The organism is Vibrio sp. J2-4 (assembly GCF_021728155.1).
Lineage (GTDB): Bacteria > Pseudomonadota > Gammaproteobacteria > Enterobacterales > Vibrionaceae > Vibrio > Vibrio diabolicus.
Genome location: NZ_JAKKCN010000003.1, coordinates 57845 through 84109 on the forward strand (window position 1 = coordinate 57845; position 26265 = coordinate 84109).

Sequence of the window (26265 nt, forward strand, 5' to 3'; positions counted from 1 at the left end):
AGCCGCTTTATGCGGCTTTTTTGTTTGTTGTACGAGGAGAATTGACTCTAATATTCAACACTGTAGTTCAGTGTGAATGTGCGACCTCTTCCTTTGTAGTCGTAAGCTGCTGCATCGTAGTGTGCCGCGTAAAGAATCTGCGCACGTTGACCCCAAGCGGTTGTGTAGTCTTCGTCAAATAGGTTTTGAATACCAAAGCCTAACTGCCCAACAGGTAGTGTTACATTACCCAGAAGATCAAACGTGGTGTAGCCCTCCAACTTATTGTTGGCGTCATCTTCGTAATCAAACATCGTCTGACTTTGTAGACGAATCGAGTACGAATCTTGGTAGTATGCAGCCCATGCATTAGCCTTAGACGTACTGGCTTTACCTGCGCTCAAATCTTCCCATTTACCATCAGTTTTCAGCTCAGAAACTACGTAGTGTCCTGATGCCCCTAACAGGATATCGCGGGTCACCCAGTAATTGATGTTTGCTTCTGCACCGTAAACACGCTGCTCGTCGTCAACATTCGTAATCAACAACGTTTTTCTATCATACTTGATGGAGTTGTCTGAAAGCGAGTAATAGCCTGCCGCCTGAAGCGCAAGAGAGTTGGTATCAAGACGGTAACCGATCTCATAGCTGTCCGTTTTAATACCTGACATTTTTGAGTCAGACACATTAATGCTGTTGTTCAACGCATAATGACCGTTTGCATCCACAGCATCATAGCTGCCTTGACCATAGTACTTCGCAGGGTCAGCAAGTTCGAAACCTTGGGAGAAGTTTGCCCAAAGTTGAGATTCATCATTAAGCTGATAAATGGTGCCCAAATTAAACAGACTTACAGAGTAGTCGGTGCTGCCACCTGGTACCGCATCCGCTGACACCCCCTTACCCGAGGCAATCTTCTTTTGTACGCTATAGGCAACAAAGTCATCAATCTTATTGTCCATGTATTGATAGCGGTAACCTGCTTGAACGGACCAATCTTGATTAATTTGATAGTCACCTTGAACAAACATTGCGTAAGACGTTACATCTACACCTGGGTAACGACCAACTTCGGCGTACGTTTTATTAATCAAGTTTCCAGAGTTGTTTGCAATGCTTGGATCGAATAGAGCTTGATTGCTCTCAAAACGGTCTAAATACGTATCAACACCATAAACAAGATTGAATGATTCCCAGTTTTTTGCCAGTGCCAAACGTCCAGCAAAAACCTCTGTCTTTTGCTGAGAAGCGCCTTGGTAATAAGGAGTAAACGTTTGGTCTTCACTTCGGTAAGACAACTCGCCAATCAGTTGATGGCCGAATACGCTGTCGTGAGCGTAGTTCGCGCTTAAGAGAACTCGCTCTGTACCGTGTTCACGATCGGAATCGAATCCCTCTCGTACATCAACAAATTTATTGTTAACAATGTACAAGCCGTATGGCGAATCTTGCTGGCTGTCATAGTATTGTGCGACAAGGTTTAACTTGCTGGCATCGGAGATTTGAATCTCTGTCGATCCCATAACATCGAGCGTTGAATTGTACTGCAAAGAGCCTTGGGAGATATCTGGCGTGACAATGTCGCCATTTGCGTCAAATGCACCTTGTGTCTCGGTGTACACAACCGAACCCCTAGCGGCAATTCGCTCATTACCACCTGAGATAGACTGCGCTAGTTTGTAATCAAAGTCATCGCTGCTGTTAAAACCTGTAGTGCCACTCAGGTAGGATTCAAACGACAAGTCATCGGAGTAAGCTTTCTTGGTGATAATGTTGATAACACCACCTGTAGCGCCAGCCCCATAAATGGAGGTTGCACCAGATAGTACTTCAATTCGCTCGATGTTGAATGGGTCAATTGCATCAAGCTGACGACTAATTGGGCGAGAAGACTGCAGTGAGACACCATCAATCATCACCAACATCGCTCTGCCACGCAGGTTCTGGCCGTAGTTAGTTCGACCACCCGTACCAACGTCTAACGAAGGAATGGTTGCAGAAAGAATGTCACCAAGTGTCTTGCCCGCGCGATATTGCTGAGCAATTTCCTCTTGCCCTACAAACCAAACCGTTCCTGGAATATCAGAGATCGATTTCGGCATCACACTGCCCACGACCACCATTTGTTCATCACTTGGTGTTGATGTTTGTTGAAGTTCTTCCGCAGCTATTGAGCTAACTGCGTATCCACTGCTCATCGCAAGTACGATGAGATTAAGAGAAAACGTCCTTTTTATCATTGTATTTATCTTTTTGTTGTCAACAAGAGCATGCAATGATACTTATTCTCACTCTCAAATCGAGCACTGTTACATAAGTTAACCAAATGTTAATTAGGATTATGCTTGCTCATAAGCTGTCGATTTTTTTCTAAACGAGGACAATCTTCACAAAGCTTTCTGCCTTCACACTTATAGACTAAACAACAGCTTTTTCTGACCAATTTTAGCGGCTGATCCAGTGACGTCTCATAAAGTGAATGACTACTGTTGGCATCTAAACCCAATGCCTGTAACCACAAGATGGCATGCTCACGCAATGTCGTGTTGGTCATTTGCGGAAAACGCTGTTGAAGACGAATCAAACAAGCCATGATCCCATCCGACATCAATTGATGAGTGAAACCTGGGCGAATGCGCGTCCATTGACTCATTTCTTGTTGGTAGAAATCGAACAACTCTCGAATTTGACGTCCGGCCTCTTTTATTAATTCTTCTGGCTTACCATGTATATGTGTTTCGTCAGCGAATCGATATCCAGACACAAAACAAGGCTTGAGGTGCTGCGCCATCTCACGAATGTTTGGCAACGTGTGGAAACCGTAAATAGAAATGAACGCAACATAAACAGGCTGCCAACACAACAAATCCCACGTTCTCGTCAACCAATACGCTTTTCCCGCTTCCGGATGAGCCTCAGACAACTGTTGGTAAAGGCCTTGAATGATCGGATTGATATCATTTTCGATATGAATAACTTCTTGCCCTATTTCGCCAATATCACCGTGAAGGTAAGGCGTAATCTCACTCGAAGTTTGAAATAGTTGCGGGAAAAATTGCTCAGACATGATGGTTTATTGTTGGTGTAGTCATTCTGACACCTTTATACCCAAGCACTAATCGCAATGCAAACTATTATCTTTTGTGTTCACATAACAATAACCTATTCTCATCTGTGGTCTCTGTCTCTATTTTCAAGCTCTTTGCGCCCGTAAGGTCTGGTTACGTATGCGATGAATAGCAACAAACTCTTAAACCTCTTCGCATTTAGCGCTGACATGATCGCAAAAATACACAGCATAAAAACACCCTGATAAAACTGTGTTAACAGTTTCCCTGTGTAGCGTGAGTTATTGCCAATAATTGAATATTGCTGTTTCTTATCCAAAGGAGTGTGAACAACATGAAGTATTTTCTTTCTGAATATCGGGACAATGTAATTAAGTAATTTGGCTATATAGCCCCCTGTTTTGAATAAGGAAATCCACATGTTGTATCTTGAGTTTCTATTTTTGCTCGTGATGCTGTATATCGGCTCACGTTATGGTGGTATAGGCCTTGGGGTCGTATCTGGTATTGGTTTGGTGATTGAAGTCTTCATCTTTAAGATGCCGCCAACCTCCCCTCCTGTCACAGTTATGTTGATCATCTTAGCAGTGGTAACATGTGCATCCATTCTTGAAGCGGCTGGTGGTTTGAAATACATGCTGCAAGTTGCCGAACGTGTGCTTCGTAAGAACCCAAAACGCGTCACCCTGATCGCTCCTTTTGTTACTTACTTTATGACCTTCTTGCTCGGCACAGGTCACGCGGTTTACTCCATCATGCCAATCATTGGCGACGTTGCACTGAAAAACGGCATTCGTCCGGAACGTCCAATGGCAGCCGCTTCCGTCGCTTCGCAAATCGCGATTACGGCCTCTCCAATTTCAGCGGCAGTGGTTTACTACTTGGCACAACTCTCTGATATTCAGCACGAGATCACTCTGCTTTCTATTTTGCTCGTTACTGTTCCAGCGACGCTATTCGGTACGTTGCTGATGTCACTTTACAGCCTAAAACGCGGTAAAGAACTGGAAGACGATGAAGAATACCAAGAGCGTTTAAAAGATCCGGTGTGGCGTGAAAAGATCCTCAACACCACTGCAACGTCTCTTGATGAAGTGCTACCAACAAGTGCTCGTAACTCTGTGTTGCTGTTCATCGCGTCTATCTTGGTTATCGTCGTTATCGCGATGTGGCCGGACATTCGTACCATCGTGGATGGCGCGAAACCAATCAGCATGGCCGTTGTGATTCAAATGATGATGCTCTGCTTCGGCGGTATCATTTTGCTTGCAACCAAAACTGACCCACGTGACGTACCAAACGGCGTAGTATTCAAATCAGGTATGGTGGCTGCCATTGCTATCTTCGGTATCGCCTGGATGTCAGATACTTACTTCCAATACGCAATGCCTCAGTTCAAATCTGGCATCGTTGAGATGGTAACCAACTACCCTTGGACGTTCGCGCTTGCGTTGTTCATTGTATCGGTTGTGGTGAATTCTCAAGCAGCGACTGCACGTATGATGTTGCCTGTCGGTCTTGGCTTGGGTCTAGATCCTGCACTGCTTATCGGCCTAATGCCTGCGGTATACGGTTACTTCTTTATTCCGAACTACCCTTCAGATATCGCGACAGTGAACTTCGATACGTCAGGTACCACTAAGATTGGTAAGTGGTACTTCAACCACTCATTTATGTCGGTAGGTTTGATTGGTGTGATTGGTGCTTGCTGTCTGGGCTACTTGTTAGGACAAATGATCATTCCTTCATAACTAGCCAAATCAACAATAAATTAGAGGCGAGTCATTGTACGTTAGCGTACAGCCTGAATGACTCGCCTTTTCTTTGTCACGTTAGTGATTACAGTAAGAAGTCATCATCAATCGCGACAAAGTTATCTGCACAATCAATCAGAGTTTGGGATGTTAGCTTAGGCACACCATAAACGGTCACCGTTTTATTGAAGCGCTGCTGAATTCGTTCCACCAGAAGACTAAAGTCCCCATCTCCAGAAACGAGAATCACTTCTTCAACTTCAGGGGCAATTTCAATCGCATCAAGAGTAATACCGACATCCCAGTCGCCTTTCGAGCTGCCGTCACGACGCTGAATATAGGGTTTAAGCATTACCTCGAACCCAACACCGCGTAAAATGTGATGAAACTGACGCTGTTTTGGATCGTTACTCGCGATGGCATAAGCACGAGCACTCACCACCTCTTTCCCTTGTGTGGCAACATACCAAAACTGGTTGTAATCAAAATTACTGCGATACGCTTCGCGACAGGTGTAATACACATTCTGTACATCAACCAAAATGGCGATCTTTTGTTTTCTTTCTGAATTCATCTTTTCTACGCTTGTTTTATTTGCTGCCTACCCTAAGTCAGTTTTGGAAAAAGCACAATGAGCCAATTCCACTAAACTTAACGTATAAACGGTATTTGGGTTTCTAGGGGAACTGTCATGGGCGGAAAGTTACTAGTGATACTACTTTCTTGTATCTTGTCATCGACAGCATTCGGTTATCCAGCACATTCAAAGTACTGGCCACATAGAAGTGTGCTCTACTTTGCGCCGGAAAATGATGAATACGTCAAACAATTCTTGCTAGAAACACTTATGAATGAGTGTGAGTTGGAAGACAGAGATGTGGTCACATTAGTCATTACAGAACAAGGTTACACGTCTCCAGCTTGGCTCAAAGAAGAGTTTGATTTGAAAATGCTTGCCAAGCTGTATGAAATTGAAAAAGGCTCACATACCGCAATTTTACTTGGTAAAGATGGCCAAGAGAAATACCGATGGGGCGCAGAAACGGATTGGCCATTTATCAACAACTTGATTGACCAAATGCCAATGCGTAAGCAAGAAATGCAGAGACGTCATAGCCCCTGCAAAATCTAACCATTAGATGAACTTATTTTCTAAACCAGTCTAGTTTGTTGTGCAACTGAGTCACGCTGCCAACGACGATCAATGCTGGACTGATCGCCTTCTCAGCCATTTCAGAAAGTTCGTTCAGTTTTCCTTGGAACACGCGCTGCTCTGGACGCGTACCATTTTCAATAATGGCGCATGACATCTCTGGATCTAATCCGTGAGTGATCAGGTTATCCATGATGTGACCGCTTTGCTTCAAACCCATGTAGAACACAAGTGTGTTGTTAGATTGCGCTAACGAATGCCACTCAATTTCGCGACCGTCTTTTTGCACGTGACCTGTAATAAATTGAACGCTTTGCGCGTGGTCACGGTGCGTTAATGGTATACCAGCATAAGCTGTTGCACCCGCTGCAGCGGTGATCCCCGGCACCACTTCGTATTTGATGCCATATTCTGCAAGCTCTTCTAACTCTTCACCGCCGCGTCCAAAGATGAAAGAATCACCACCTTTTAGGCGCACAACGCGTTTACCTTCTTGCGCTTTTTGTACCAAGATTTGATTGATCTGGTCTTGTGGTACGCAGTGAAAATCGAGCTTTTTCCCGACATAAATCATCTCAGCAGATGCGTGAGCCAGTTCAAGAATGTCTTTCGACACCAATCGGTCATACACCACAACTTCAGCCGCTTGAATGGCTTTCAAACCTTTGACCGCCAGCAAGTCTGGATCGCCCGGACCTGCACCAACTAAAGAAACAAAGCCGCTGTTTAAAGATGAGTTCGCAGTAGTCATATCAACGCCTATCGGAAATTTGGATATAAAGAGTAACACTCACGTTATTAACTTAAGGTTTAAACTACCCCAAGGAGTTATTACTTTTTATAGCTAAATCAATACAATATCTATTGAAAGTTAAATGAGTTGAGTAGCCCTACCTTCCATAGGTAGGGCCAGATAAAAGCAGTTTATTTTGCGATTGCAGGCTCTGCTTTTACTTCTTCTTCAACTACGTTGATAGAAGGCGCTGTTTTCGCATGAGTTAGGTACAGTGGCAGACAAGTCATGACAAGACCACCAACGATGTTACCTAAGATGGTTGGGATAAGGTTGAAGTTCAACCAAGTCGCGATACCAAAATCCGCACCTAAGATCATACCCAGTGGGAATAGGAACATGTTTACTACTGTGTGCTCGAATACTAGCGCGAAAAAGATGAAGATTGGGAACCACATCATCGCTACACGACCAGATACTGAACGTGCCGTCATGTTGCCGATAACGCCTAGGCACACCATTAGGTTACAGAAGATAGCGCGAACAAAACACGTGATCCATCCGTCCATGCCCATGTTTTCGAAACCAAGGCTACGGGCAGTCGATACAGCGACAAACTTCTTCGCTACCGCGTTGAGCTCTAGAGAGAAGTTACCGGTTAGAGAGATTGCCACTAGGTAAGCCACAATTAGAGAACCAATCAGGTTACCCAAACCAACAAGTCCCCAGCAACGGAAAATACGACCCCAAGTGATACCCGGGTGGTTTGCAAACTTAGCCAAAGGAGCAAGACCAAAAACACCTGTGACAAGGTCGTAACCCATCACACTGAGAATCACAAAACCCACAGGGAAAACAAGCGCCCCCACAAGGCCAATGCCCGTTTGTACAATCGCGGTAATAGCAACCACCACCGCAAGAGACAGAATAACGCCTGCCATCGTGCCGCGAAGCAGAAGATCTCGAGTGCTGGTATTAATTTTCGCTTCACCCACGTTGATCATGGTTTGCACGAATTCAGCAGGTTTAAAGTCTGTAGACATGAATGTGTCCTTATTCAAAATTGAAAGTTAAAAAGTTAAAGATTGAATAGAGAAAGGCTTCCCGTTGACACCCACTGCTGTCGACATCATATCGCTTCCCTGTTCCCCCAAGATGACGCTTGGAAAGCCTTTGTCTATTGAATCTAAGTACTCAGTGCATTCCCTCCCCTTAAGGAGGAGGGAATGCGAACCAAGCTTATGCAGAAATTTCTACTTCACCGTTGGTTACACGCGTTTTGTACGCTTTCACGTTAAAACGCTCGTCTTCCATACAAGCACCTGTTGTCAGGTTAAAGCGTTGCTTCTTAAGTGGGCTTGCTACCCAAAGTTCGCCTTGGTGCTCACAAATCAAACCGCGAGAAAGCACGTTTGATTGGAAGAACGGGTCTGTGTTGCTGATCGCCAGCACTTCTTCTGCTTGTGTTGGGCGGAATACCGCAACTTGCTGACCATCAACCAGTGCACAAACGCCAGTGCCCGGTACGATGTCGCTGATTTGGCAAATCTTTTCAAATGACATAATCAACCTTCCCTTATGCTTCAGTGATAGCTACGTGTAGGATATCGCCTTTCGCTTCAGGGTGTTTTTCCGTGAAGGTTGCTGGGCGGTGCTGTTCACGCTCTTGTACAAACACAACGTTGTCATCGCGCTTGTCAGAGTTGATGAAGTGTGCAAAACGAGTCAGTTGTGATTCGTCATTGATAGTTGCAGTCCACTCACATTCGTACTCGTCTACAAGCTTCGCTACGTCAGCTTCTAGTTGAGCGTTGATGCCAAGTTTGTCGTCAACAATCACTTCGCGTAGGTAGTCAACACCACCTTCCATGTTTTCCATCCAAACTGATGTGCGTTGTAGTGGCGCAGCAGTACGGATGTAGAACATCATGAAGCGGTCGATGTACTTGATTAGCGTTTCTTTATCTAGATCGCTTGCTAGTAGGTCTGCGTGACGAGGCTTCATACCACCGTTACCACATACGTACATGTTCCAACCTGCGTCAGTCGCGATGATGCCAAGGTCTTTACCTTGTGCTTCCGCACACTCACGAGTACAGCCAGAAACACCGAACTTCATCTTATGAGGTGTACGAATGCCTTTATAACGGTTCTCGATGTAAGAGCCTAAACCAACAGAATCTTGAACGCCGTAACGACACCACGTTGAGCCAACACAGGTCTTCGCCATACGAAGTGCTTTTGCGTATGCTTGACCTGTTTCGAAACCAGCGTCGATAAGCTTGCGCCAGATCTCTGGAAGATCGTCTTTTTGAGCACCAAACAAACCAATACGCTGAGCGCCGGTGACTTTGGTGTACAGGTTGTATTCAGCAGCAACGTTCGCTAGCGCACCCAGTGCTTGAGGCGTTACTTCACCACCCGCCATACGTGGGATCACAGAGTAAGTACCGTCTTTTTGGATGTTACCTAGGAAGTTGTCGTTCGTATCGTGCAGCTTAACCAGTTGTGGCTTAAGAATGTGCTCACCCCAGCAAGAAGCCAAGATAGAACCAGCCAATGGTTTACAAACTTCACAACCGTAACCTTTACCGTATTTCTCTAGAAGCTCATCAAACGTTTTGATCTCTTCAATGCGGATTAGGTGGAACAGCTCTTGGCGCGAGTAAGCAAAGTGCTCACACACGTCGTTCTTCACTTCGATACCCGATTTAGCAAGCTCGGCGTTTAGAACAGAAGTGACTAGAGGAATACAACCACCACAGCCTGTACCTGCGCCAGTCACTGCTTTGATGTCACCCAATGTGTGGTGACCATCAGCAACCGCTTGAGCGATCTTGCCTTTGGTTACGTCGAAACATGAACAGATCACTGCGCTTTCTGGTAGTGCATCCGCACCGAGTGCTGGTTTCTCAGCGCCTGCGTGTGCAGGAAGGATCAATGCGTCTGGGTGTTCTGGTAGGTCGATTTCGTTCAACATCAATTGAAGCAGATCGCCGTAGTCAGACGTATCACCCACGAGTACTGCACCTAGCAGCTTCTTGTTGTCTTCAGAAACGATAAGACGTTTGTAAACTTCTTGCTCTTCGTTTTGGTAAACGTAACTCTTACAACCTTCTGTACGGCCATTCGCATCACCGATAGAGCCCACTTTCACACCAAGCAGTTTTAGCTTCGCAGACATATCAGCGCCTTCGAATTTGCTTTCTGTGTTACCTAGTAGGTGATCAACCGCAACGGTCGCCATCTTGTAACCAGGAGCAACAAGGCCGTAGAACATTTCATTCCAAGACGCACACTCACCAATCGCGTAGATGTTCTCATCAGAAGTCTGGCAGTGGTCGTTGATGGCAACACCGCCACGAGGGCCAAGTTCTAGCTCCATTTGGCGAGCCAGTTTGTCTTGTGGACGAATACCCGCAGAAAATACGATGAAGTCTGTTTCTAACTCAGTGCCGTCAGCAAAACGCATAACGTTGCGAGCACTTTTACCTTCTGGCGCAATCTCAAGCGTATTTTTGCTAGTATGAACGTTCACACCCATACGCTCGATCTTTTGACGAAGTTGGTTACCACCAGCAAGGTCAAGTTGCTCAGCCATCAGCTTTGGTGCGAACTCAACAACGTGCGTTTCTACACCCAATGCTTTTAGTGCGCCTGCCGCTTCAAGACCTAGAAGACCACCACCGATAACCACGCCTGATTTGCTGTTTTTCGCACACGCTTCAATCGCTTTTAGATCTTCGATCGTGCGGTAAACAAAACAGTCTTTGCTTTCATGACCTTTGATAGGCGGGACAAATGGGAATGAGCCTGTAGCAAGAATCAGCTTGTCGTATTGAACTTCACGGCCAGTGCTTGAGTAAACAATGCGGTTTTCACGGTTAATGTTAATCGCACGTTCACCGATCAACATATTGATGCCGTGTTTCTCGTAGAAGCCTTCTTTCACTAAAGAAAGTTCATCTGCAGTGTGGTGAGAAAAGTAAGAGGAAAGGTGCACACGGTCGTATGCGACACGAGGTTCTTCACAGAAAACGGTAATCTCCATATTAGAGATATCAGCTTTCTCGACTAAGTCTTCAATATAACGGTGCCCTACCATACCGTTACCGATGACTACTAGCTTCAACTTGCTCATTATAATTCCTAAGGGTTAGGTTCTTATCACTGAGCTCATTGTTAATTGTGAAAGAAAATTAATACATGATGTAAATCAATTACAATTTCAAACTACCCTAAAGGGGTAGATGAATGTTTTTATCTTGATATTGAAGAATAAAAGGTAATTTATTAACGGATGTTGGTAGTTTTTACAAAATGAGATAACCGCAGTCATGCTCACAAAGGGCTATACAGTTTTGGCTTTTACAGAATGGCAATGATTGTCGAGTTAAACCACGCTAACGATTAACCCTGCTTTGTTTAAAAACAAAGCATTCGTTTTAACCTAGCCGTTTCAAGGCTATTAAAGGTGAACAACTGAAGTGACTGAAAGTTTTAGAAAAATCAAGTCTCACAATAAAAATCTTTTACTAGCTAAGTCGCACTATAAAGACTAGAATCTGATTTAGTTCATATGGAATAAAATCCATATGATTGATACCGTAATTGACATATAGAGTGCCGTCCCATGTTTGTGAGGCGGCCTTTTATTTGGGAGTCATAAAATGTCAGAAAACAATTCTATCTACATTTCAAGCTTAGATATGAACCGAATCACGGCTTTGTTGGATAAAATGCCAAACATCGCGGCGGAGCTTGTTGAGCTAGAAGCAGAGCTAGACCGTGCGACGGTTCTTGAGCCAGAACAAATGCCAGATAATGTGGTCACGATGAACTCAACTGTAGAGTTTAAATTTGCAGGTGAAGATAGAACCATGACAAAGACACTGGTTTACCCATCTGAGCTGAAAAGCAGTGATGATATTTCCATTTTTGCGCCCGTAGGCAGCGCACTGATCGGTTTGTCTGTTGGTCAAAAACTTGAATGGCCAATGCCAAATAATCAAGTGAAGACAATTGAAATTGTCGATATCACCTACCAGCCTGAGCGTTGTGGTGCACTAAACCGCTAACCCTCAGTAGTCCCGGTGCAAAGGCCTCATTTATGACTTTGCACCAGGAGAGCCCCTCGCTTATCCCCTATTTCCCTCTTTGTTTTTCCAAGCATTTACTTTGCTGCTCTTAAGTAACATCACCGATTCTTTATTATTTACCGCATATTCAATACTTATATCTCCAAGCTCAATCATAGAAATTGCAAAGTATTTTTCGTATATTGTCGCTCCGAAAACGACGTAAATTATGCGCAAAATGGAAGAATATCTAACTCGAATTGCCGTCTTAGAAAAAGAAAATGAAGAGCTGAAGCGGAAAAATGCGCGACTACAAGAAAAGTTGAATGCTGCACTCGACAGTAATGGACTGTGTTTGTGGGAGCAGCATATTCCTTCAGGTACTTTGACGATATTCAATATGCAGTGGGGCAAAATGCTAGGTTATCAGCCCCATGAGTTAACCGCGACGGTTGAAACGTGGAAAAACAATCTCCACCCTGAAGATTATGATCTTGCGGTGGGTGCATTTGAAGATCACCTAGCTGGCAAAACCGACCTTTATGAGGTAGTTCATCGCATGATTCATAAAGACGGCAGTGATAGTTGGGTCTACGATCGAGGGCGCATCGTCGAGTATGGTTCTGATGGCGAACCACTACGCATGATGGGCACTCATATCGATATTACAAAAGAAAAGCGATATGAGCAGCAACTGGCTAAGTTAGCTTCGAGTGATCCATTGACCGGATTGTTAAATAGAAAAGCAATTGAGGAAAACTTTAATCATCAACCTCAAACCAAGCCGTCTCAGCAGTCTGCCTTAGTGTTTGTTGATATAGATAATTTTAAAGCAGTTAACGACCAGCTAGGCCATCATACTGGTGATACTCTCCTCATCAATATCGCCAATAGCTTAACAGAGCTTGCGCCAAGCAAGTCTCAAGTCGGACGCATAGGAGGAGATGAGTTTGTCGTTTTAAGCTCTTATTCAAATCAAGAAGAAATATTTCAACTTTGTGATCGACTCTTAAGTTCCATCATTCCTGCGATAAATCAGGACTTAAATAAAGTAACGATTGGAATGAGCATCGGTGTTTGTCTATTTGATAAAGGAAAACAACAGTTTAATGAAGTTTATCAAAAAGCCGATCATGCAATGTATGAGATAAAGAAAAATGGCAAAAATGGCGTTGCCTATATCCAGGTATAATAAGTCTCTTGTTTTTGAAATTAATATTTCTTTAATTTGACAATGTTCTCTACGGAATTGATAGCGTCTTATTTTTAATAAGTCATTTATATAGGAAACAAAAGAAATAACAAACAATTAAGAATGTTGCATATTACACGGTGTAATATTATTACTGTCTTTGTAACTACTTTTGTTGCATACAATATTATTTCTTATTATTTTTATAAAAACCACTAGTAAAAAGTAGTTAAACATTATAATTCATAAACTTATAAAAACCGAAATACATGGTTGAATTTTAACCACCCCTTCTGCTAATATCTCGCCTCGTGTTTAAAAGTAATAAACACACACAAATATAAAACAAACTTTATAAAACATAATGCACACTTGATAATTACTGGTTCTATTTGGATAGAGCTCGGTATTTATTTTATTTAAAACATTATGAATTTGTAATTTCATTTAATATCAAAATATTAAGTAGGTATATAAATTGAAGAAGGTCATCCTCCCTCAATTGGGCTTTGTTGCGTCAAATTTACGCTTGCTAGCTCTTGGCTTTGTAACCCTCGTGTCAGCATATTCTTTTTCATCAGAGGTTTATGCTGAGCAAGTGGCTAGTGGTGAACAAAAAACATTAGTTGTACTCGTCAATTTCCAAGAAAACCCTCAAGAGATCCCGATCTCTAAAGAAGACGCCCATCATGTTGTTTTTAATACCGTTAGCGACTTCTATTCGCAAATGTCCCAGGGGCAACTTTGGCTATCTGGTGATGTTGCTGGAACATTCACCTTACCGATATCAAACCAAATTTGCGATGATGATGCTGTAGCAGCGGAAGCCAACAAAATGGCTGAAACTGCGGGATATCAACTATCAAACTATGACCGTTTTATCTACTTAACAACCAAAACTGGATGTGCATCAGAAGGCTCTGGTAGTCAAGGAGTAACTCCCTCTAGAGCGTCAATAAATGCGGTTTTCGAGCCTCGAGTTATCGCCCATGAATTAGGACATAATTTTGGATTGCATCACGCTTCCGCACTCGACTGTAAAGACGGTACGTTAGCTGGTGATTGCCGTGTCATAGAGTACGGTGATAGCTACGATACAATGGGTAACTACGATATGGGTTACTTTAGCGCCTTCCAATTGGAAAACTTAGGGTGGCAGACCTCCCCTGCTCAAATCATTTCTAGTGATGGTGTTTACTCTATTGATGCCTATGAAGACTTTGAAAGTACTTCATCAAAAGTTTTAAAAATCCCAAGAGGTACCGATCCAATTACAGGTCAGCGCCAATGGTTTTACGTTGAATATCGACAAGCTCTTGGCTACGACAGCTTTTTACGTGACCGTTCGTACATCGTATACCGCCAAGATGTGACAGAAGGTGTGGTTGTGCGCCTAGCGACAGACGGTGATCTTAAAAGTAGCCGCTTGCTACACATGAAGCCTGACTCCACTTTCAAACAATTATTTGGGAGTAATGACTGGGAAGACCCTGCTCTTCCAATTGGTGGAACATTCACCGATCCAAAAACAGGCGTGTCGATTACTTTGGAAAGTGCTAATGGTCAAAACGCACAGGTCAGTGTCATATTTGGTGGTGAATCCGGGCAATGCGTTGCGACATCGCCTCTACTCTCTCTAACCCCACTATCAGGTTCTGATGCAAATGCTGGAGAAACGTTAGCGTATAATCTTAAAGTGACGAACCAGAACAATACAGAATGTGCAGACGCGACTTATACAACGGCTTTAAGCGTTCCTGACGGATGGAATTATGACGCAAGCGCGTTGACGGTTCCTTCCGGCATGAGTGCAGAAACGACGGTCATGGTTACGTCAAACAGCGATGCTCAGCCGAACTCTTACAGCATAACCGTTGACGTTATAGATGCTGAAAATGAACAATCAGCCAAAACCGAGCTATCTTACACAGTGTTGTCTGAGTCGACGTCACCACTTGAGGCGGTGAATGATAGCGTAACGATCAGTGATAAATCCGTCGTTCGCATCGAGCAGTTAAATAATGACTCGTTTGAACAATCGACCTCTCTTGCAATTACGGTCGCTAAGCCAAACAAAGGCAGCGCCCGTGTACTGAGCGATGGCTCCATTGAATACACACCTTCGAAGAAGTTTAAGAATAATGATTCATTTACTTATACGATCAGTGACGGTCAATCTTCTTCAACCGCGACGATTAGCATCACCTTACAATCGACTTCTGGTGGGAATGGTGGTGGAAACGGTAAAGGGAAACCGAACTAAATCACGCAATTCATACAAAAAAGCCTGGAGAATACTCCAGGCTTTTTATTCAAAAGACGTCAATTAGTTACTTGGTGCAGGACAAATATCACAGTCTGCAGAAGCTGTATTCGTCGCTTGAGTATTATCGATTTTCAAGAAACCAACCGCCGTCACAGTATCACGGAAAGATTGTGTTTCTGCATTGCTAAATGCCGTTGGGATATAACTACCAGTATAAGACTGACATTGATCCGAAGCGAGTTCGATATTATTCACTACTGTCACGTCATCAGAAGCATCCTCAGGCGTACCTGAATCATCCACAACAGAAACATTCACTAAAGTAAGTCCAGGCGTTGTGTTACATACCATTCCCGAGAAGCTCACTTCAGCAATGATACCATTTTCAGTAAGCTTGAAGCCGCTTTCACATGACTTCGTTACACTAATCATTGGAGACAAGCTCAATGACTCACATGGATCACTTGCGGTATCAGTAATGGTCGCTTGGCCACCCGGAGTCGCAGCTGCTGTGACTTTCACCGTATTAGTTAGACCATTGCTTGTACTTTCAAAACTGCCGCTGTATGAAGCACTATCACCTGAAGCAATGGCACCTAAGCTATGTGTAGTACCTGCTTCTAAATCCTCTACAACAACATCGTATAGCGTACCAACACCATCATTAATCACGTCGCCGCTGTATGAGTAAACGTAACCATCTTCTGTATCATTCACGACCGCTTGATTACATGTTTTGGTGATATCAACACTACACAACTCAAAGTCACCAACCACGAAGTCTTTCAACTGAGCGGTAATACTGCTTGATGCTCTTGTTTCGGCTGCAAATGAGCTAAAACAGGTGTCTGTTTGTAGAAGTTCAGTAAGGTTTACACCACCTTCAAAGAAGGTTTCTGGAGGGAAGACATTTTCGACACCACTTTTTGGCGTATACGCCCATGGTGCAGGTGAGTCAGTTGTATTGGTTGAAGCACACACATCTTGCGCGCCTGGTGAACACAGTGCATTTGTCTTAACTTTCAAACGTAAGTTTGTCGCAGCACACTGACCATCTTGTGGATTATTGTTATCAGCTTTCGCACAAGTTGTGTCCCATTCAAGAACCAAAATTTCTGGCCCCTCATTTGCCCCTTGCAAATAATTCACCTGAATCAAAAGGTCGCCAGCAATATGTTGACCAGTGAATGTACCGTCTGGGTTTGTACTGACTGAGTCTTGATAAAACCAAAAACCTAAGAAGGCATCACCGCTGTTACCAAAACGGTCTGCACCAAAGGTGAGTACAAGGTCATTATTAATGTTGTATGCCGCTGCATACGCATGAAGAATGTCCCCTTTATCAAGTACCGTACCAGTCTTCCAACCAAGTTCCGGTATGTCTTTGATGTCTTTATTACCACCAGTAAATATTGTATCCGGTGTTGCCGTGTCATTCTCAAAGCTAAATACTAATGCTCCACCACTGTTTGGCGGCGTTGACCAGTCATCTGGAGCTCCTACTCCAGAGTCATCTATCGCATTAGCATTTGCTTCTAACTCAAATACGCCATCTGTTGGTGTTGCAAATGCAGAGCTACCTATTAGCAAGCTTGTAAATATTGCATAAAGAAAGCTCTTCATCGTATGCCAGATACCTGACTTACAAGAATTCATAACCTACTCCTTAGAACGCTTCTAAAGCTAGACGAAGGTCCCTATGTCATTAATTGCCTTTTAAGAAAGAGTGAAAGCGAGATACAACTTTCGTTTCGAGCTCGTATAACGCATAGAGCATGCCACTACTTAAGGTTATGATTTTATTAAACTAAATATTTTCAACAGCGAAGAGAATGAACAGAGTGTTCAATTTTAAAGAAAGAGAAAGAAAACAAAAGAGACAAAAAAACCTACGATAACAAAGATATATACGTGTTCTAGGATAATGTTACAGATTGACACTTTATTGTTTACACCTGTGACAGATGCACAAAAACGACGCTATTGAAACTGTCCACTATGAATATGAAATAGACGCTTACTCACTTGCTCCAACTAATGTGAAGGTGATGTGTAACACCTGTTTGCATAGTGTTACATCCTTTACACATCTAATTGAATACTCATTTAACTAAAACATATTCAGTCGTTTAGCGAATAAGTTTTAGCTCAACCATTTATGAAAATATAAACAAACTGTTCACCCATATGTACAAAAGTAAAAAATAATCAACAAATACAAAAGGTTAAACATGGAACACTCTATGCTAGTCAACTGGCGCAGTTTAACTCTGTGAGAAAACTATCACGTATGTGGGCTCAAGGACGTAGCGAGCCCACTTACACAAGGAGGTTTTATGAAAACCATATTTAACTCTTGGTGGGGCAATAAGAGTTACCGTTGTTCCACTTTATGTAGCCAGAATATACTTACAGCGATCAATATCAGTAGCATGTTTAAGCTGTTTACTTGGGTCATAGCGGTTAGCTTAGTGCTGAGCTCTCAAATTGTTTACGCATCCGCTGGCGACCCTTCAAGCCGAGGCGTGCAACCAATATTTGTTGAAGGGAATAACACCTGTCAACAATTACTTCCAGGGATCGATGGTTTGATAGAATACAAGCTTGAGCCAGTTACAGACGGCACTTTCGGTGATGGCATGCTTGAAGTGGTTATTGATCAACAACCTGGGGCAAAAACCTTCAGTTGGGATCAAGGTGATAGCCCTGTGATTATGCAAGCTATCTTCGTAAAAGGTGGTCCTGACGGAAACCTATATAACTACTTTACAGATGGATTATTGTATCAAGATGATGCCTTACTACATGCACCTGTGGGTAACAATGGTAGATACTATGGCTTAAGTCATATTTCATTCTGTTACACACCAGGCGTACCAGACATTAAAATCACTAAAACTTGTACATTTGGTGATGTTGTCAATGGTAACACTTTGAAATACAACTATAAACTCACTGTAGAAAACACCGGTGACTTTGCATTGTATGATGTTGTGGCAACAGACACTACAGCCGTTGACAACGATATGGCTGCCGGTGACCATGTGTTCAATTTAGCGATGCTCGCCGTCGGACAAACGCAAGAGTTTAATGGTTCGTTTATTATTGACCAAAACGGTATCACTAACTACGCAGAAGTAAGCGCAGCACTTGAAACTGGTGGTGGTGTTGCGGTTTCTGACAACGCAGATTGGGAATGCCCAAGCCAAAACATCCCTGGTTCATTGTCTCTAGAGAAAGACTGTAGTGTCGTCGTCGTGAATCGATTTGAAGATACTGGTATTAATGAATACGGTCTTCAAGTCAATTACAGTGGTAGTGTATGTAATACCTCCAATGTCACCATTGACGGCATTGTCGTAATCGACAACAAAGACTCGAATCCAATCCAGGTTGGTATGCTTGCGCCTGCTGAGTGTTACGACTTTACTGGTAACTACGAGCCAATCCCAGGAGATGGTGAAGGCCTTCCATTACCGGGTGAAGAAGTCAGAGCGTTTACAGATACTGTGGATGCGAGTGGTGAAACTATCTTCGGTAATGTTGTCGTAGAAGCGATAACAGCGTCTGCAGAATGTACGCTATGTCCAACTTGTCCAGAGCCTGTTAGCTGCCCTGAATAAGGTCTACTTACAACTTAATAAAACAACGCCTGACGTTAACTCGTCAGGCGTTTTCTTTCGAACTATATCGTTCTATTTATTCTTACCTTTCCCATTGTTACCAGAGTTGCCAGAATCTCCACCAGATGAAGACTCTAACTTCACTGAGACCTGAGCGGTCGAGCTGCTTTGACCATCACCTATGGTATAGGTAAAGCTGTCGTTATTTTTGAATTTCTTCTCAGGTGTGTAACGCAGGGTGCCATCTGATAACAGCTCTAGTCGCCCCTTGCTTGGTCTAGTAAAAGAAACCACGCTTGCAGAGTTTTGCTCTCCAACAACATCGTTTGCCATCACATCGATAATCACCGACTGTTTCGAAGACATAGTCACCTGATCATCAACAGCAACGAGCTCTGGTGATGGCGAGATTTCAGTGGTTACAGAGTAATTTACGGATGCTGCGGTTTGCAGACTTGAGTCCTCGCCGTGCGTCACGATCATATTCAAAGCATAGTCTTTATCACTAGCGTCCACCGAAGATACGACTGATATCATTACTTGTCCGGTTTCACCTGCTGCTAGCGTGATTGCATTGCTGCTTGCTTTCCAACCAGTTGGCACTGACGCGTTTACAGAAAAACTGCTCGCAGAACAATCTGCACTATCTTTGTTAGTAATAGTGACCTGATATTGAACCTCATCGCCGGCTGCAACCGAGTTGTTTGTTGCAGCTTTCGCAGTCACTGATGGAGCATTAACAGTACAAGTCCCGATATTACCGTTGTCAGAGCCATCAAAGACAACGCTTACTTCAGCGATGCCGTTCGCTGCACTCACCAAACTCAATGTTACACCTGAGTCTGGGTCAGTATAGCTACCACCGACCGGCATAGATGGGTCAAACCAGTCATTTCGGCCAAAAACCGCACGATATTCAGAATCAGTTTTAAAGTGAAGCAGATTACTGCTGCGTCCATCGCCTTCTACAGCGCTTCGAATGATGATGCCATCCGTAACGTCCCCACGATAGAACGAGTAAGAACGAGCATCTAAAAAGTCATCAAACCCAATAGACTGGCGGTATTCAATGTAAAACCATTTTTTTGCACCTGTAGAAGGATCAGTACCACGAGGTACTTTTATCGTAACTGGCTGCTCACTAGTCGTCTCGTAATTCGCGATGGAGTAAGTACCATTTTGAGTAACTTCCAGTGTCTTTGAGGCGTGCTCTCCCTCTAGCCATCCTAGTCGCTCGCGCTGGAAAGTATTCAAATAGCCGATGTCTGGACCACCCATTACATCATAGGTATCACCGTATTCACGCAACGTACAGTTGTCTGAAAGCGTATGCTCGCCACAATCAAGAGCACGAGAGTGATGCAAACCAAAGTTATGTCCAAGCTCATGAGCGATATTCATCGGAGAAAAATCACCATTGATGTGCGCGCGTGAAGGCATGCCATCAATAGTTGCCGATCCAGCGACACCACATGCCGTTCTTGTCATCAAGTAAACAATACGATCGTACTCTTCAAGCTTCACTCCCGCAGCGATGGCTTCTTGATCCGCTGCATCTTGAACAGCGGTAAAATCACAAACCTGATTAGACAACGGTAGATTAAACCAACCCACGACTTTCCCAGACAGCCACATTTGATCAAAAGAGCTTTCACGGTAGAAGTCATTCACTGTGCCAAAGATTAGATTATTTGCCTCTGATAAAGTTAATGGCTGCTCATTTGGGTTTTCTTTGAAGTTCAGCAGGATAACCAATGTATTTTGCTGTCCCGTCGTACTTCCTGCTGCACTGGCGTAATGGATGCTCTGTAAACAAGCGAATATTACTAATAAAAATGACAACCCTTTATTTAGGGTTGTTCTATTTATTTTAATATTTTTTATCACTGCTTCACCTAATTTTAAATTAATAACTAGTTCACCTTCCCGCCAATATAAGCAGAAATGGTAGGGTAAAATAATATAAATTTTAGGCAATAAAATGCCCTAGCCTATAAAGCCAAATATGTTCCTATATACATCAACATGGTTATAAAAGGATAACCACCAAAAATATAAGAGCCGGAATCATAGCAAAGCAACCGGTCAAAATTCAACCAGAGCGATAAGTAATTTAGGTTAAGTTTGTGTAATAATAAATTTGTCCATTTTTGTCAGTTACTTAAAATAACCTTATGATTGTTTTATATGAACAACCTTTGTATTCAACAATGACTTTAATAAATCACTTGCACTACAGCTAATTTAAATCATTAAAAATCAAACAAGTAGAAATTGAACTAAAACAACCTCAATTTCATCGCATGAAATTATAACCTTTAAATTCATTAACTTAATAACGAGTCATTCGAATAATATACCTCAACAACTCTTGAGTAATATTATCCATCTTTAATTGTTAAATTTACGTTAAATTAAAGTGGTGAAAAGTTTTTTGCTCACCTAGTTTTATACTCGATTAAAAGACAGACTGAGCGATACAGTGCAATATCAACTAGAGACATATAGAGAAACAAGCAGGATATATGTGCAACTTTATTTTCAATATTGAACTAAAATCACATTGATAATATAACGCTATAGATAGCAATTCAGGAAAACCAGTTAAAGGGTGATTAACTGATAATTGAGGTTGGTATTTGTACAAAAATTAATTATTCAATAATAAATGTGTATTAGAATAGTTTGACAATACCAGATAGTAAAAAACCGGCACAAGGCCGGTTTTTAGAAATAGTGGAGGCGCCTCCCGGAGTCGAACCGAGGTCCACGGATTTGCAATCCGCTGCATAGCCACTCTGCCAAGGCGCCTTTCTGATTTTGTATCTCTGATACCAAAGATTTTGATGGTGCCCCGGGCCGGACTTGAACCGGCACAGCGCGAACGCCGAGGGATTTTAAATCCCTTGTGTCTACCAATTCCACCACCAGGGCAACGCAATCATGCGATGGGTTAGACACCATCTGTCTCAGCGGCCTTTGCGGTGAGAACGAGGCGTACTTTAACGGATTAATTTATCTGGTCAACAAAAAAATTAGTCTTTTTTATTCAAATGGTTAAAAAGCCAACTCAAACGAACAAAGGGCGATCATTTTGCTCACAAGAACATCAGCGTGTTTTACTCTCGTTTACTTTGCTTCATCACTTCATGTCAACGAGGAATCGACAAGTCGCACAAATTGGCAGTATGGGTATAAACTTAACTCGTACTGCAGGGGACAAATAAGCGCTCATCATGTTTCGAAAGTCATCATTTCAATTACCGCTACATACTGATTCCGAACTCGACTTCGTAGTGCCCCACTTCTTACTTACTGAATTTGATTATGCACGCTCTCTGGAACAGAGGATCGTCCAAGACTTGGATCCTGAATATACACACCAATATCGAGTCACACTGAGGCGCATACGCTCACTATGCTTGCTACTTCACGAACTGCTCCCTCCTTTTGAACTGCGTATTTTGAAACCTCATTTAAAAATAATGATGAAGAAAACAAATAAGCTGCGTGATTTGGACGTATTTATCTTGGACAAAAGCCAATACATTGAAATGCTCCCAAACCACAAATCCTCTCTTGAGCCGCTTTTTGGCTTTATAGAATCCGAACGTACTTACGAACAGGCAAAAGTTGCGCGTTGGCTAGCGACAAAAGAATACACAACGCATTGCACTTTGGTCAGGAATAGTCTGCTGCGAAGTACACAACACGAACGAGCGGATAACAACGTACCTGCGTTACTCTTCGCAAGCCAAAAAGTCTCCGAACAATTTAAAAAGGTCGACAAAGCACGGCGCAAGATCTCGGGCAAAAGTTGTGACAACATGATTCACTCGATGAGGATAAAGTGCAAAGCGCTGCGTTATTTGTTAGAAGGGTTTTCCGCACTCTACCCTTCCCCACAGCACAAAAACAACGTGAAACAATTAAAACTATTGCAAGACAAGCTCGGTGACTTTAACGACACTTCAAGTCAAATTGAATTTTTCGCACAGCTCAAAGAGACAGCAAATCTTAATAAACAAGATCGTAAGGCTTTGAAAAAGCTAATTAACGTGCTTAGCGAACATCATGAACTCTCTCGCCAAACCATCTTGACGCATTTAAGCCAGTTTGAGTCTTTCATTCGCGATACCAATACACAGAATCTCTACCGACCCTAAATCAAGGTTCACGTATTTTTAATATTCATTAATTACAGTCAATCGTTAGGCTCCACTAAGAAAGATAACGTGAAACCATTAAAACGATACCAATACGAGCGCTATGCGGTGCTTTGTAATCTCGCCTACCCTCGCGTCTTCAGACAAACTCAATACGGGTTCGATCCTAATGGGCAACGAGTCATTAGAAATGAACACGGTAAGATTATGATTCGTGTGCTCTGGAGTAAAAAACAGAGTGAAGTGGTCGTAGTGATTAAAGGCTCACACAGTATCAGTGATTGGTTGTTAAACTTCGCGATGTGGACGAGAAGCTGTCGACGGTTGGGACTGAATTACCGCATTCACGCGGGTTTCTATCATCTTCTGTTTCAAGAAAGTTTACCGAGCCGAAATGAAGATCGGTTGGGGTTGAGCGTGCTCGAGCGCCTCGAAGGTATCGTTGTACCGCTCATTCTTAGGGGAAAAAGAATCACCATTACTGGTCACTCTTCAGGTGGCGCGATTGGCAGTGTTTTTGCCGACTATATTGAGAAAAAATACCCAAAGAGCATTAAACGCGTCGTGACTTTCGGTCAGCCCGCGGTTGGAGATTGGACCTTCAAAAAACGCTACCGTTTGGGGCACAAAACTTACCGGATTTGTTGCGACATCGACATCGTGACATTCATGCCGCCAGTGCCTTTTCTCTATTGGCATGTAGGCAAAATGCTATGGTTGTATAACGGGAAAATATACGAGAATACGCCAACGTTCATTCGACTTGGACGTTCTCTATTTAGTTGGTTGATGCGACCATTCTCTTATCACTTTATGAGTAAATACATCCGCGATAAAGACTTCTTTGACGAACGCTGAGCTAAGTACCCTAAAACTATGATGTACAGGCACTAAAAAGCCGGACTCAGCCGGCTTTACGTTTTTGTGGTGAATTACAGAGAGGCAATTTCTTTTTCAAGTTGATATTTGCTATCTGTGACTATGCGCTCTAACACTTCAACGCGTCGCTTCAAGTCACCAATTTGCTTGTTAAGGTTATCTTGTTCTTCTTGGCTCATCGTATTACGTTCAGATATCTCCAAGGCTCTTACTTCTTTACGATGATTCAAGATTAACTTAATTATCCCGCCTCCAAATATGGCACCGAACACAATAGCCACAACCAATACATCAGCAATAGATTCCATTCTTCATCTTCCTCTAGATAATGCTCAAATATAAGTTACTCATTTGTTATATGAATATCAAATAACGTATTGATTCACCGCAAAGTTTCATCAAAATTTGCCTGTTCTGTATCAAAATCACAAGAATGACTTACTCAACGCTAACCCAAACCGAGACAGATCCACCATTTACAGGAAATTCAGCCCACCCGTTCGCATCTGTCCAAATGTCTTCAGTTCGGATGCCCAACTTGTCGACATAGCGTGTACTTGGCTTGCCCGTATACATCCACTTCGAGCCACCTGGTCCATCGCTCATAATCACTGCCATTGAATGTGGATGTTCTGCATCGCCCTCGCGAGTCCAGCCAATTACATCCCAATGGTCGAGATAAGAATGTTGTTTGCCATATGCATAGTCTTTACGCAGTGTTACGAGCTCTTCGATGTAAGGCACTTTGACCATATTGATGTCATGCCCTTTATCACTGTACTGCGCGCCGTAGTAATCTGCATAAAACACAGATGGATAACCTTCTTCACGCAATAAGATAAACGCGTAAGCGAGCGGCTTAAACCACCAATCGACCGTCGACTCCAACGCCTGCAAAGGTTGAGTATCATGGTTTTCTACTAAGGTTACCGCTTTGACTGGATTGTCCTTCATCAGCGTACCATCCATGATTTGACGCATATCGTAGCTACCACCCGATTTAGACGCATTGTAGAAGTTCATATGTAACGGTGCGTCGAATAGAGACATGCTGCCAGAAGTTTTGGTGATAAAGTTATGCAGCTGATTCACATCGTAGTTCCAGTACTCTCCGACCGTGAAGAGTTCTTTCCCTGTTTTCCAACGTAGGTGATCAATCCATTCTTTAAGATATTGGTATTTGATGTGCTTCACCGCATCCATTCTAAAGCCATCAACACCAGTCATGTTGATGTACCACTCACCCCAATCTTTCAGTTCTTGTTTAACTTCAGGATGATCCATGTCTAAGTCAGCATACATAAGGTAGTCGTAATTCCCCTTTTCAGAACTGACTTCCCAATCCCATGCCTTACCTTCACCTTTGAATTTAAAAATGGCTTTTTCTTTACCTGCATCGTCCCAGTCCACCCCATCAAAATGGTACCAAGTCCAATGGAAGTTAGAGTACTTGTCGTTGCGTCCAGGGAAATCAAACTCCACCCACGCTTCAATCCATTTATCACCAAGTTCAATTTTGCGGTTGTTCCAATCTACCCGCTTAGTATCAACCCAAGATTTCCCATCTGCACCACCACGGTGGTTAAACACCACGTCACCATAAACCTGGATATTGTTATTGTGAGCGGCATTGATAGCACTAAGATACTGATCTTTCGTGCCGTATTTGGTGCGCACTGATCCTTTTTGATCAAACTCCCCCAAGTCGTACATGTCATAAACGCCGTAGCCGACATCATTACTGCCACCCGCTCCTTTGTATGCAGGTGGTAGCCAGAGCGCTGTGAATCCGTTTTCTGCTAGCGTTGGAGCGTTATTTTCCACTTGAGTCCACAGTGTGCCATCGTTAGGCACATACCAATGGAAATACTGCATCATTGTGCCATTCTCAGCAGCCAATGCAGATGAACTTAACAACAAGGTTAAAGGTAAAATAGTGCGTTTTAATTTAAATGTTTTCATTATTTTTCTCTCACGTTAAGGACTAAAATCCTCCTTTCTGCTCATACACACCAAGCATTGCCAACGGTCACGCTAGCCAAGTTGCTGCCTGTGATACAAAAAGTTCGGATTACAATCGAAGAGAAATTAGCACCAATCACCCTATACAATTATTGAGTTATTTAACATTTATAAAATCAATGACTAGCGCATTGAAAATATTGAATGGTGATCAAAACATGGGAGGAATTTAGAGAAGCGTGAACGAGTATAGATTGATGGATTTAAAACGAAGAAAGCCAGTCATTTAAGACTGGCTTTCGAAATAGTGGAGGCGCCTCCCGGAGTCGAACCGAGGTCCACGGATTTGCAATCCGCTGCATAGCCACTCTGCCAAGGCGCCTTTCTGATTTTGTCTCTCTGTCACCAAAGA

The 26265-nt window shown here is 43.0% G+C and carries 19 protein-coding genes and 3 tRNA genes; 8 read left to right on the forward strand and 14 right to left on the reverse strand.

Translation table 11 applies throughout. The annotated features are described in order from the left end of the window. Positions 1–47: 47 nt before the first annotated feature. Complete coding sequence (locus L3V32_RS10510) at positions 48–2219, reverse strand: TonB-dependent receptor (RefSeq protein WP_237284255.1); 2172 nt, start codon at positions 2217–2219, stop codon at positions 48–50. 89 nt (positions 2220–2308) lie between these two features. Beyond that, the gene (locus tag L3V32_RS10515; RefSeq protein WP_203347404.1) at positions 2309–3046 is read right to left on the reverse strand and encodes a siderophore ferric iron reductase; all 738 of its coding nucleotides are present in this window, start codon (positions 3044–3046) and stop codon (positions 2309–2311) included. 420 nt (positions 3047–3466) lie between these two features. On the opposite strand from L3V32_RS10515, the gene L3V32_RS10520 reads away from it, so the two are divergent. Next, positions 3467–4798, forward strand: a complete 1332-nt coding sequence (locus L3V32_RS10520) for an anaerobic C4-dicarboxylate transporter (protein WP_005394592.1) — start codon at positions 3467–3469, stop codon at positions 4796–4798. A gap of 88 nt (positions 4799–4886) precedes the next feature. On the opposite strand, the gene L3V32_RS10525 is transcribed toward L3V32_RS10520, so the two are convergent. After that, on the reverse strand, positions 4887–5375 hold the full coding sequence (locus L3V32_RS10525) for an NYN domain-containing protein (protein WP_005394594.1): 489 nt from the start codon (positions 5373–5375) through the stop codon (positions 4887–4889). Between the two features lie 117 nt (positions 5376–5492). On the opposite strand from L3V32_RS10525, the gene L3V32_RS10530 reads away from it, so the two are divergent. Beyond that, positions 5493–5933, forward strand: coding sequence for a DUF4174 domain-containing protein (locus L3V32_RS10530; protein WP_012842228.1), 441 nt, complete (start codon positions 5493–5495; stop codon positions 5931–5933). Positions 5934–5946: 13 nt separating this feature from the next. On the opposite strand, the gene cobA is transcribed toward L3V32_RS10530, so the two are convergent. The 4 genes from cobA to nirB all read right to left on the reverse strand — a co-directional run bounded on the left by cobA (position 5947) and on the right by nirB (position 10828). Continuing rightward, complete coding sequence (gene cobA, locus L3V32_RS10535; RefSeq protein ID WP_237284256.1) at positions 5947–6705, reverse strand: uroporphyrinogen-III C-methyltransferase; 759 nt, start codon at positions 6703–6705, stop codon at positions 5947–5949. 173 nt (positions 6706–6878) lie between these two features. Continuing rightward, positions 6879–7730 (reverse strand): formate/nitrite transporter family protein, encoded by an 852-nt coding sequence (locus L3V32_RS10540; protein ID WP_237284257.1) that lies wholly within the window; start codon positions 7728–7730, stop codon positions 6879–6881. Between the two features lie 196 nt (positions 7731–7926). Then, entirely contained in the window at positions 7927–8250 is a 324-nt protein-coding gene (gene nirD / locus L3V32_RS10545; protein WP_050933088.1) for a nitrite reductase small subunit NirD, read from the reverse strand. 13 nt (positions 8251–8263) lie between these two features. Continuing rightward, positions 8264–10828, reverse strand: coding sequence for a nitrite reductase large subunit NirB (gene nirB, locus L3V32_RS10550; protein ID WP_237284258.1), 2565 nt, complete (start codon positions 10826–10828; stop codon positions 8264–8266). A 529-nt stretch (positions 10829–11357) separates the two neighbouring features. Between nirB and rnk the strand changes: the two genes are divergently transcribed. The 3 genes from rnk (at position 11358) to L3V32_RS10565 (ending at position 15220) form a co-directional block, all read left to right on the forward strand. Continuing rightward, entirely contained in the window at positions 11358–11765 is a 408-nt protein-coding gene (gene rnk, locus L3V32_RS10555; protein WP_005394604.1) for a nucleoside diphosphate kinase regulator, read from the forward strand. A 238-nt stretch (positions 11766–12003) separates the two neighbouring features. After that, a complete protein-coding gene (locus L3V32_RS10560; protein ID WP_237284593.1) occupies positions 12004–12957 on the forward strand; it encodes a diguanylate cyclase domain-containing protein in 954 nt (317 codons plus the stop codon). A 478-nt stretch (positions 12958–13435) separates the two neighbouring features. Continuing rightward, positions 13436–15220 (forward strand): Ig-like domain-containing protein, encoded by a 1785-nt coding sequence (locus L3V32_RS10565; protein ID WP_203342463.1) that lies wholly within the window; start codon positions 13436–13438, stop codon positions 15218–15220. A 63-nt stretch (positions 15221–15283) separates the two neighbouring features. On the opposite strand, the gene L3V32_RS10570 is transcribed toward L3V32_RS10565, so the two are convergent. Next, positions 15284–16879 carry a DUF11 domain-containing protein gene (locus L3V32_RS10570; RefSeq protein ID WP_176319506.1) on the reverse strand — a complete coding sequence of 532 codons (1596 nt, stop codon included), beginning with the start codon at positions 16877–16879 and terminating at the stop codon, positions 15284–15286. A gap of 680 nt (positions 16880–17559) precedes the next feature. On the opposite strand from L3V32_RS10570, the gene L3V32_RS10575 reads away from it, so the two are divergent. Further along, complete coding sequence (locus L3V32_RS10575) at positions 17560–18846, forward strand: hypothetical protein (RefSeq protein WP_041853064.1); 1287 nt, start codon at positions 17560–17562, stop codon at positions 18844–18846. 72 nt (positions 18847–18918) lie between these two features. On the opposite strand, the gene L3V32_RS10580 is transcribed toward L3V32_RS10575, so the two are convergent. The 3 genes from L3V32_RS10580 to L3V32_RS10590 all read right to left on the reverse strand — a co-directional run bounded on the left by L3V32_RS10580 (position 18919) and on the right by L3V32_RS10590 (position 21780). After that, positions 18919–20601 (reverse strand): Ig-like domain-containing protein, encoded by a 1683-nt coding sequence (locus tag L3V32_RS10580; protein ID WP_237284594.1) that lies wholly within the window; start codon positions 20599–20601, stop codon positions 18919–18921. A gap of 982 nt (positions 20602–21583) precedes the next feature. Next, positions 21584–21657: transfer RNA gene (locus L3V32_RS10585), tRNA-Cys, on the reverse strand. Positions 21658–21693: 36 nt separating this feature from the next. Beyond that, positions 21694–21780: transfer RNA gene (locus tag L3V32_RS10590), tRNA-Leu, on the reverse strand. 302 nt (positions 21781–22082) lie between these two features. Between L3V32_RS10590 and L3V32_RS10595 the strand changes: the two genes are divergently transcribed. Beyond that, positions 22083–23012: a CHAD domain-containing protein gene (locus L3V32_RS10595; protein WP_176319507.1), complete on the forward strand. Its 930-nt coding sequence runs from the start codon at positions 22083–22085 to the stop codon at positions 23010–23012. A 69-nt stretch (positions 23013–23081) separates the two neighbouring features. Beyond that, positions 23082–23870: a lipase gene (locus tag L3V32_RS10600; RefSeq protein WP_237284259.1), complete on the forward strand. Its 789-nt coding sequence runs from the start codon at positions 23082–23084 to the stop codon at positions 23868–23870. A 74-nt stretch (positions 23871–23944) separates the two neighbouring features. On the opposite strand, the gene L3V32_RS10605 is transcribed toward L3V32_RS10600, so the two are convergent. The 3 genes from L3V32_RS10605 to L3V32_RS10615 all read right to left on the reverse strand — a co-directional run bounded on the left by L3V32_RS10605 (position 23945) and on the right by L3V32_RS10615 (position 26235). Beyond that, positions 23945–24199, reverse strand: a complete 255-nt coding sequence (locus L3V32_RS10605) for a hypothetical protein (RefSeq protein ID WP_012842214.1) — start codon at positions 24197–24199, stop codon at positions 23945–23947. Positions 24200–24329: 130 nt separating this feature from the next. Then, positions 24330–25853: an alpha-amylase gene (gene amyS, locus L3V32_RS10610; protein ID WP_237284260.1), complete on the reverse strand. Its 1524-nt coding sequence runs from the start codon at positions 25851–25853 to the stop codon at positions 24330–24332. Positions 25854–26161: 308 nt separating this feature from the next. Beyond that, positions 26162–26235 (reverse strand) — tRNA-Cys (locus tag L3V32_RS10615). Positions 26236–26265 lie beyond the last annotated feature (30 nt).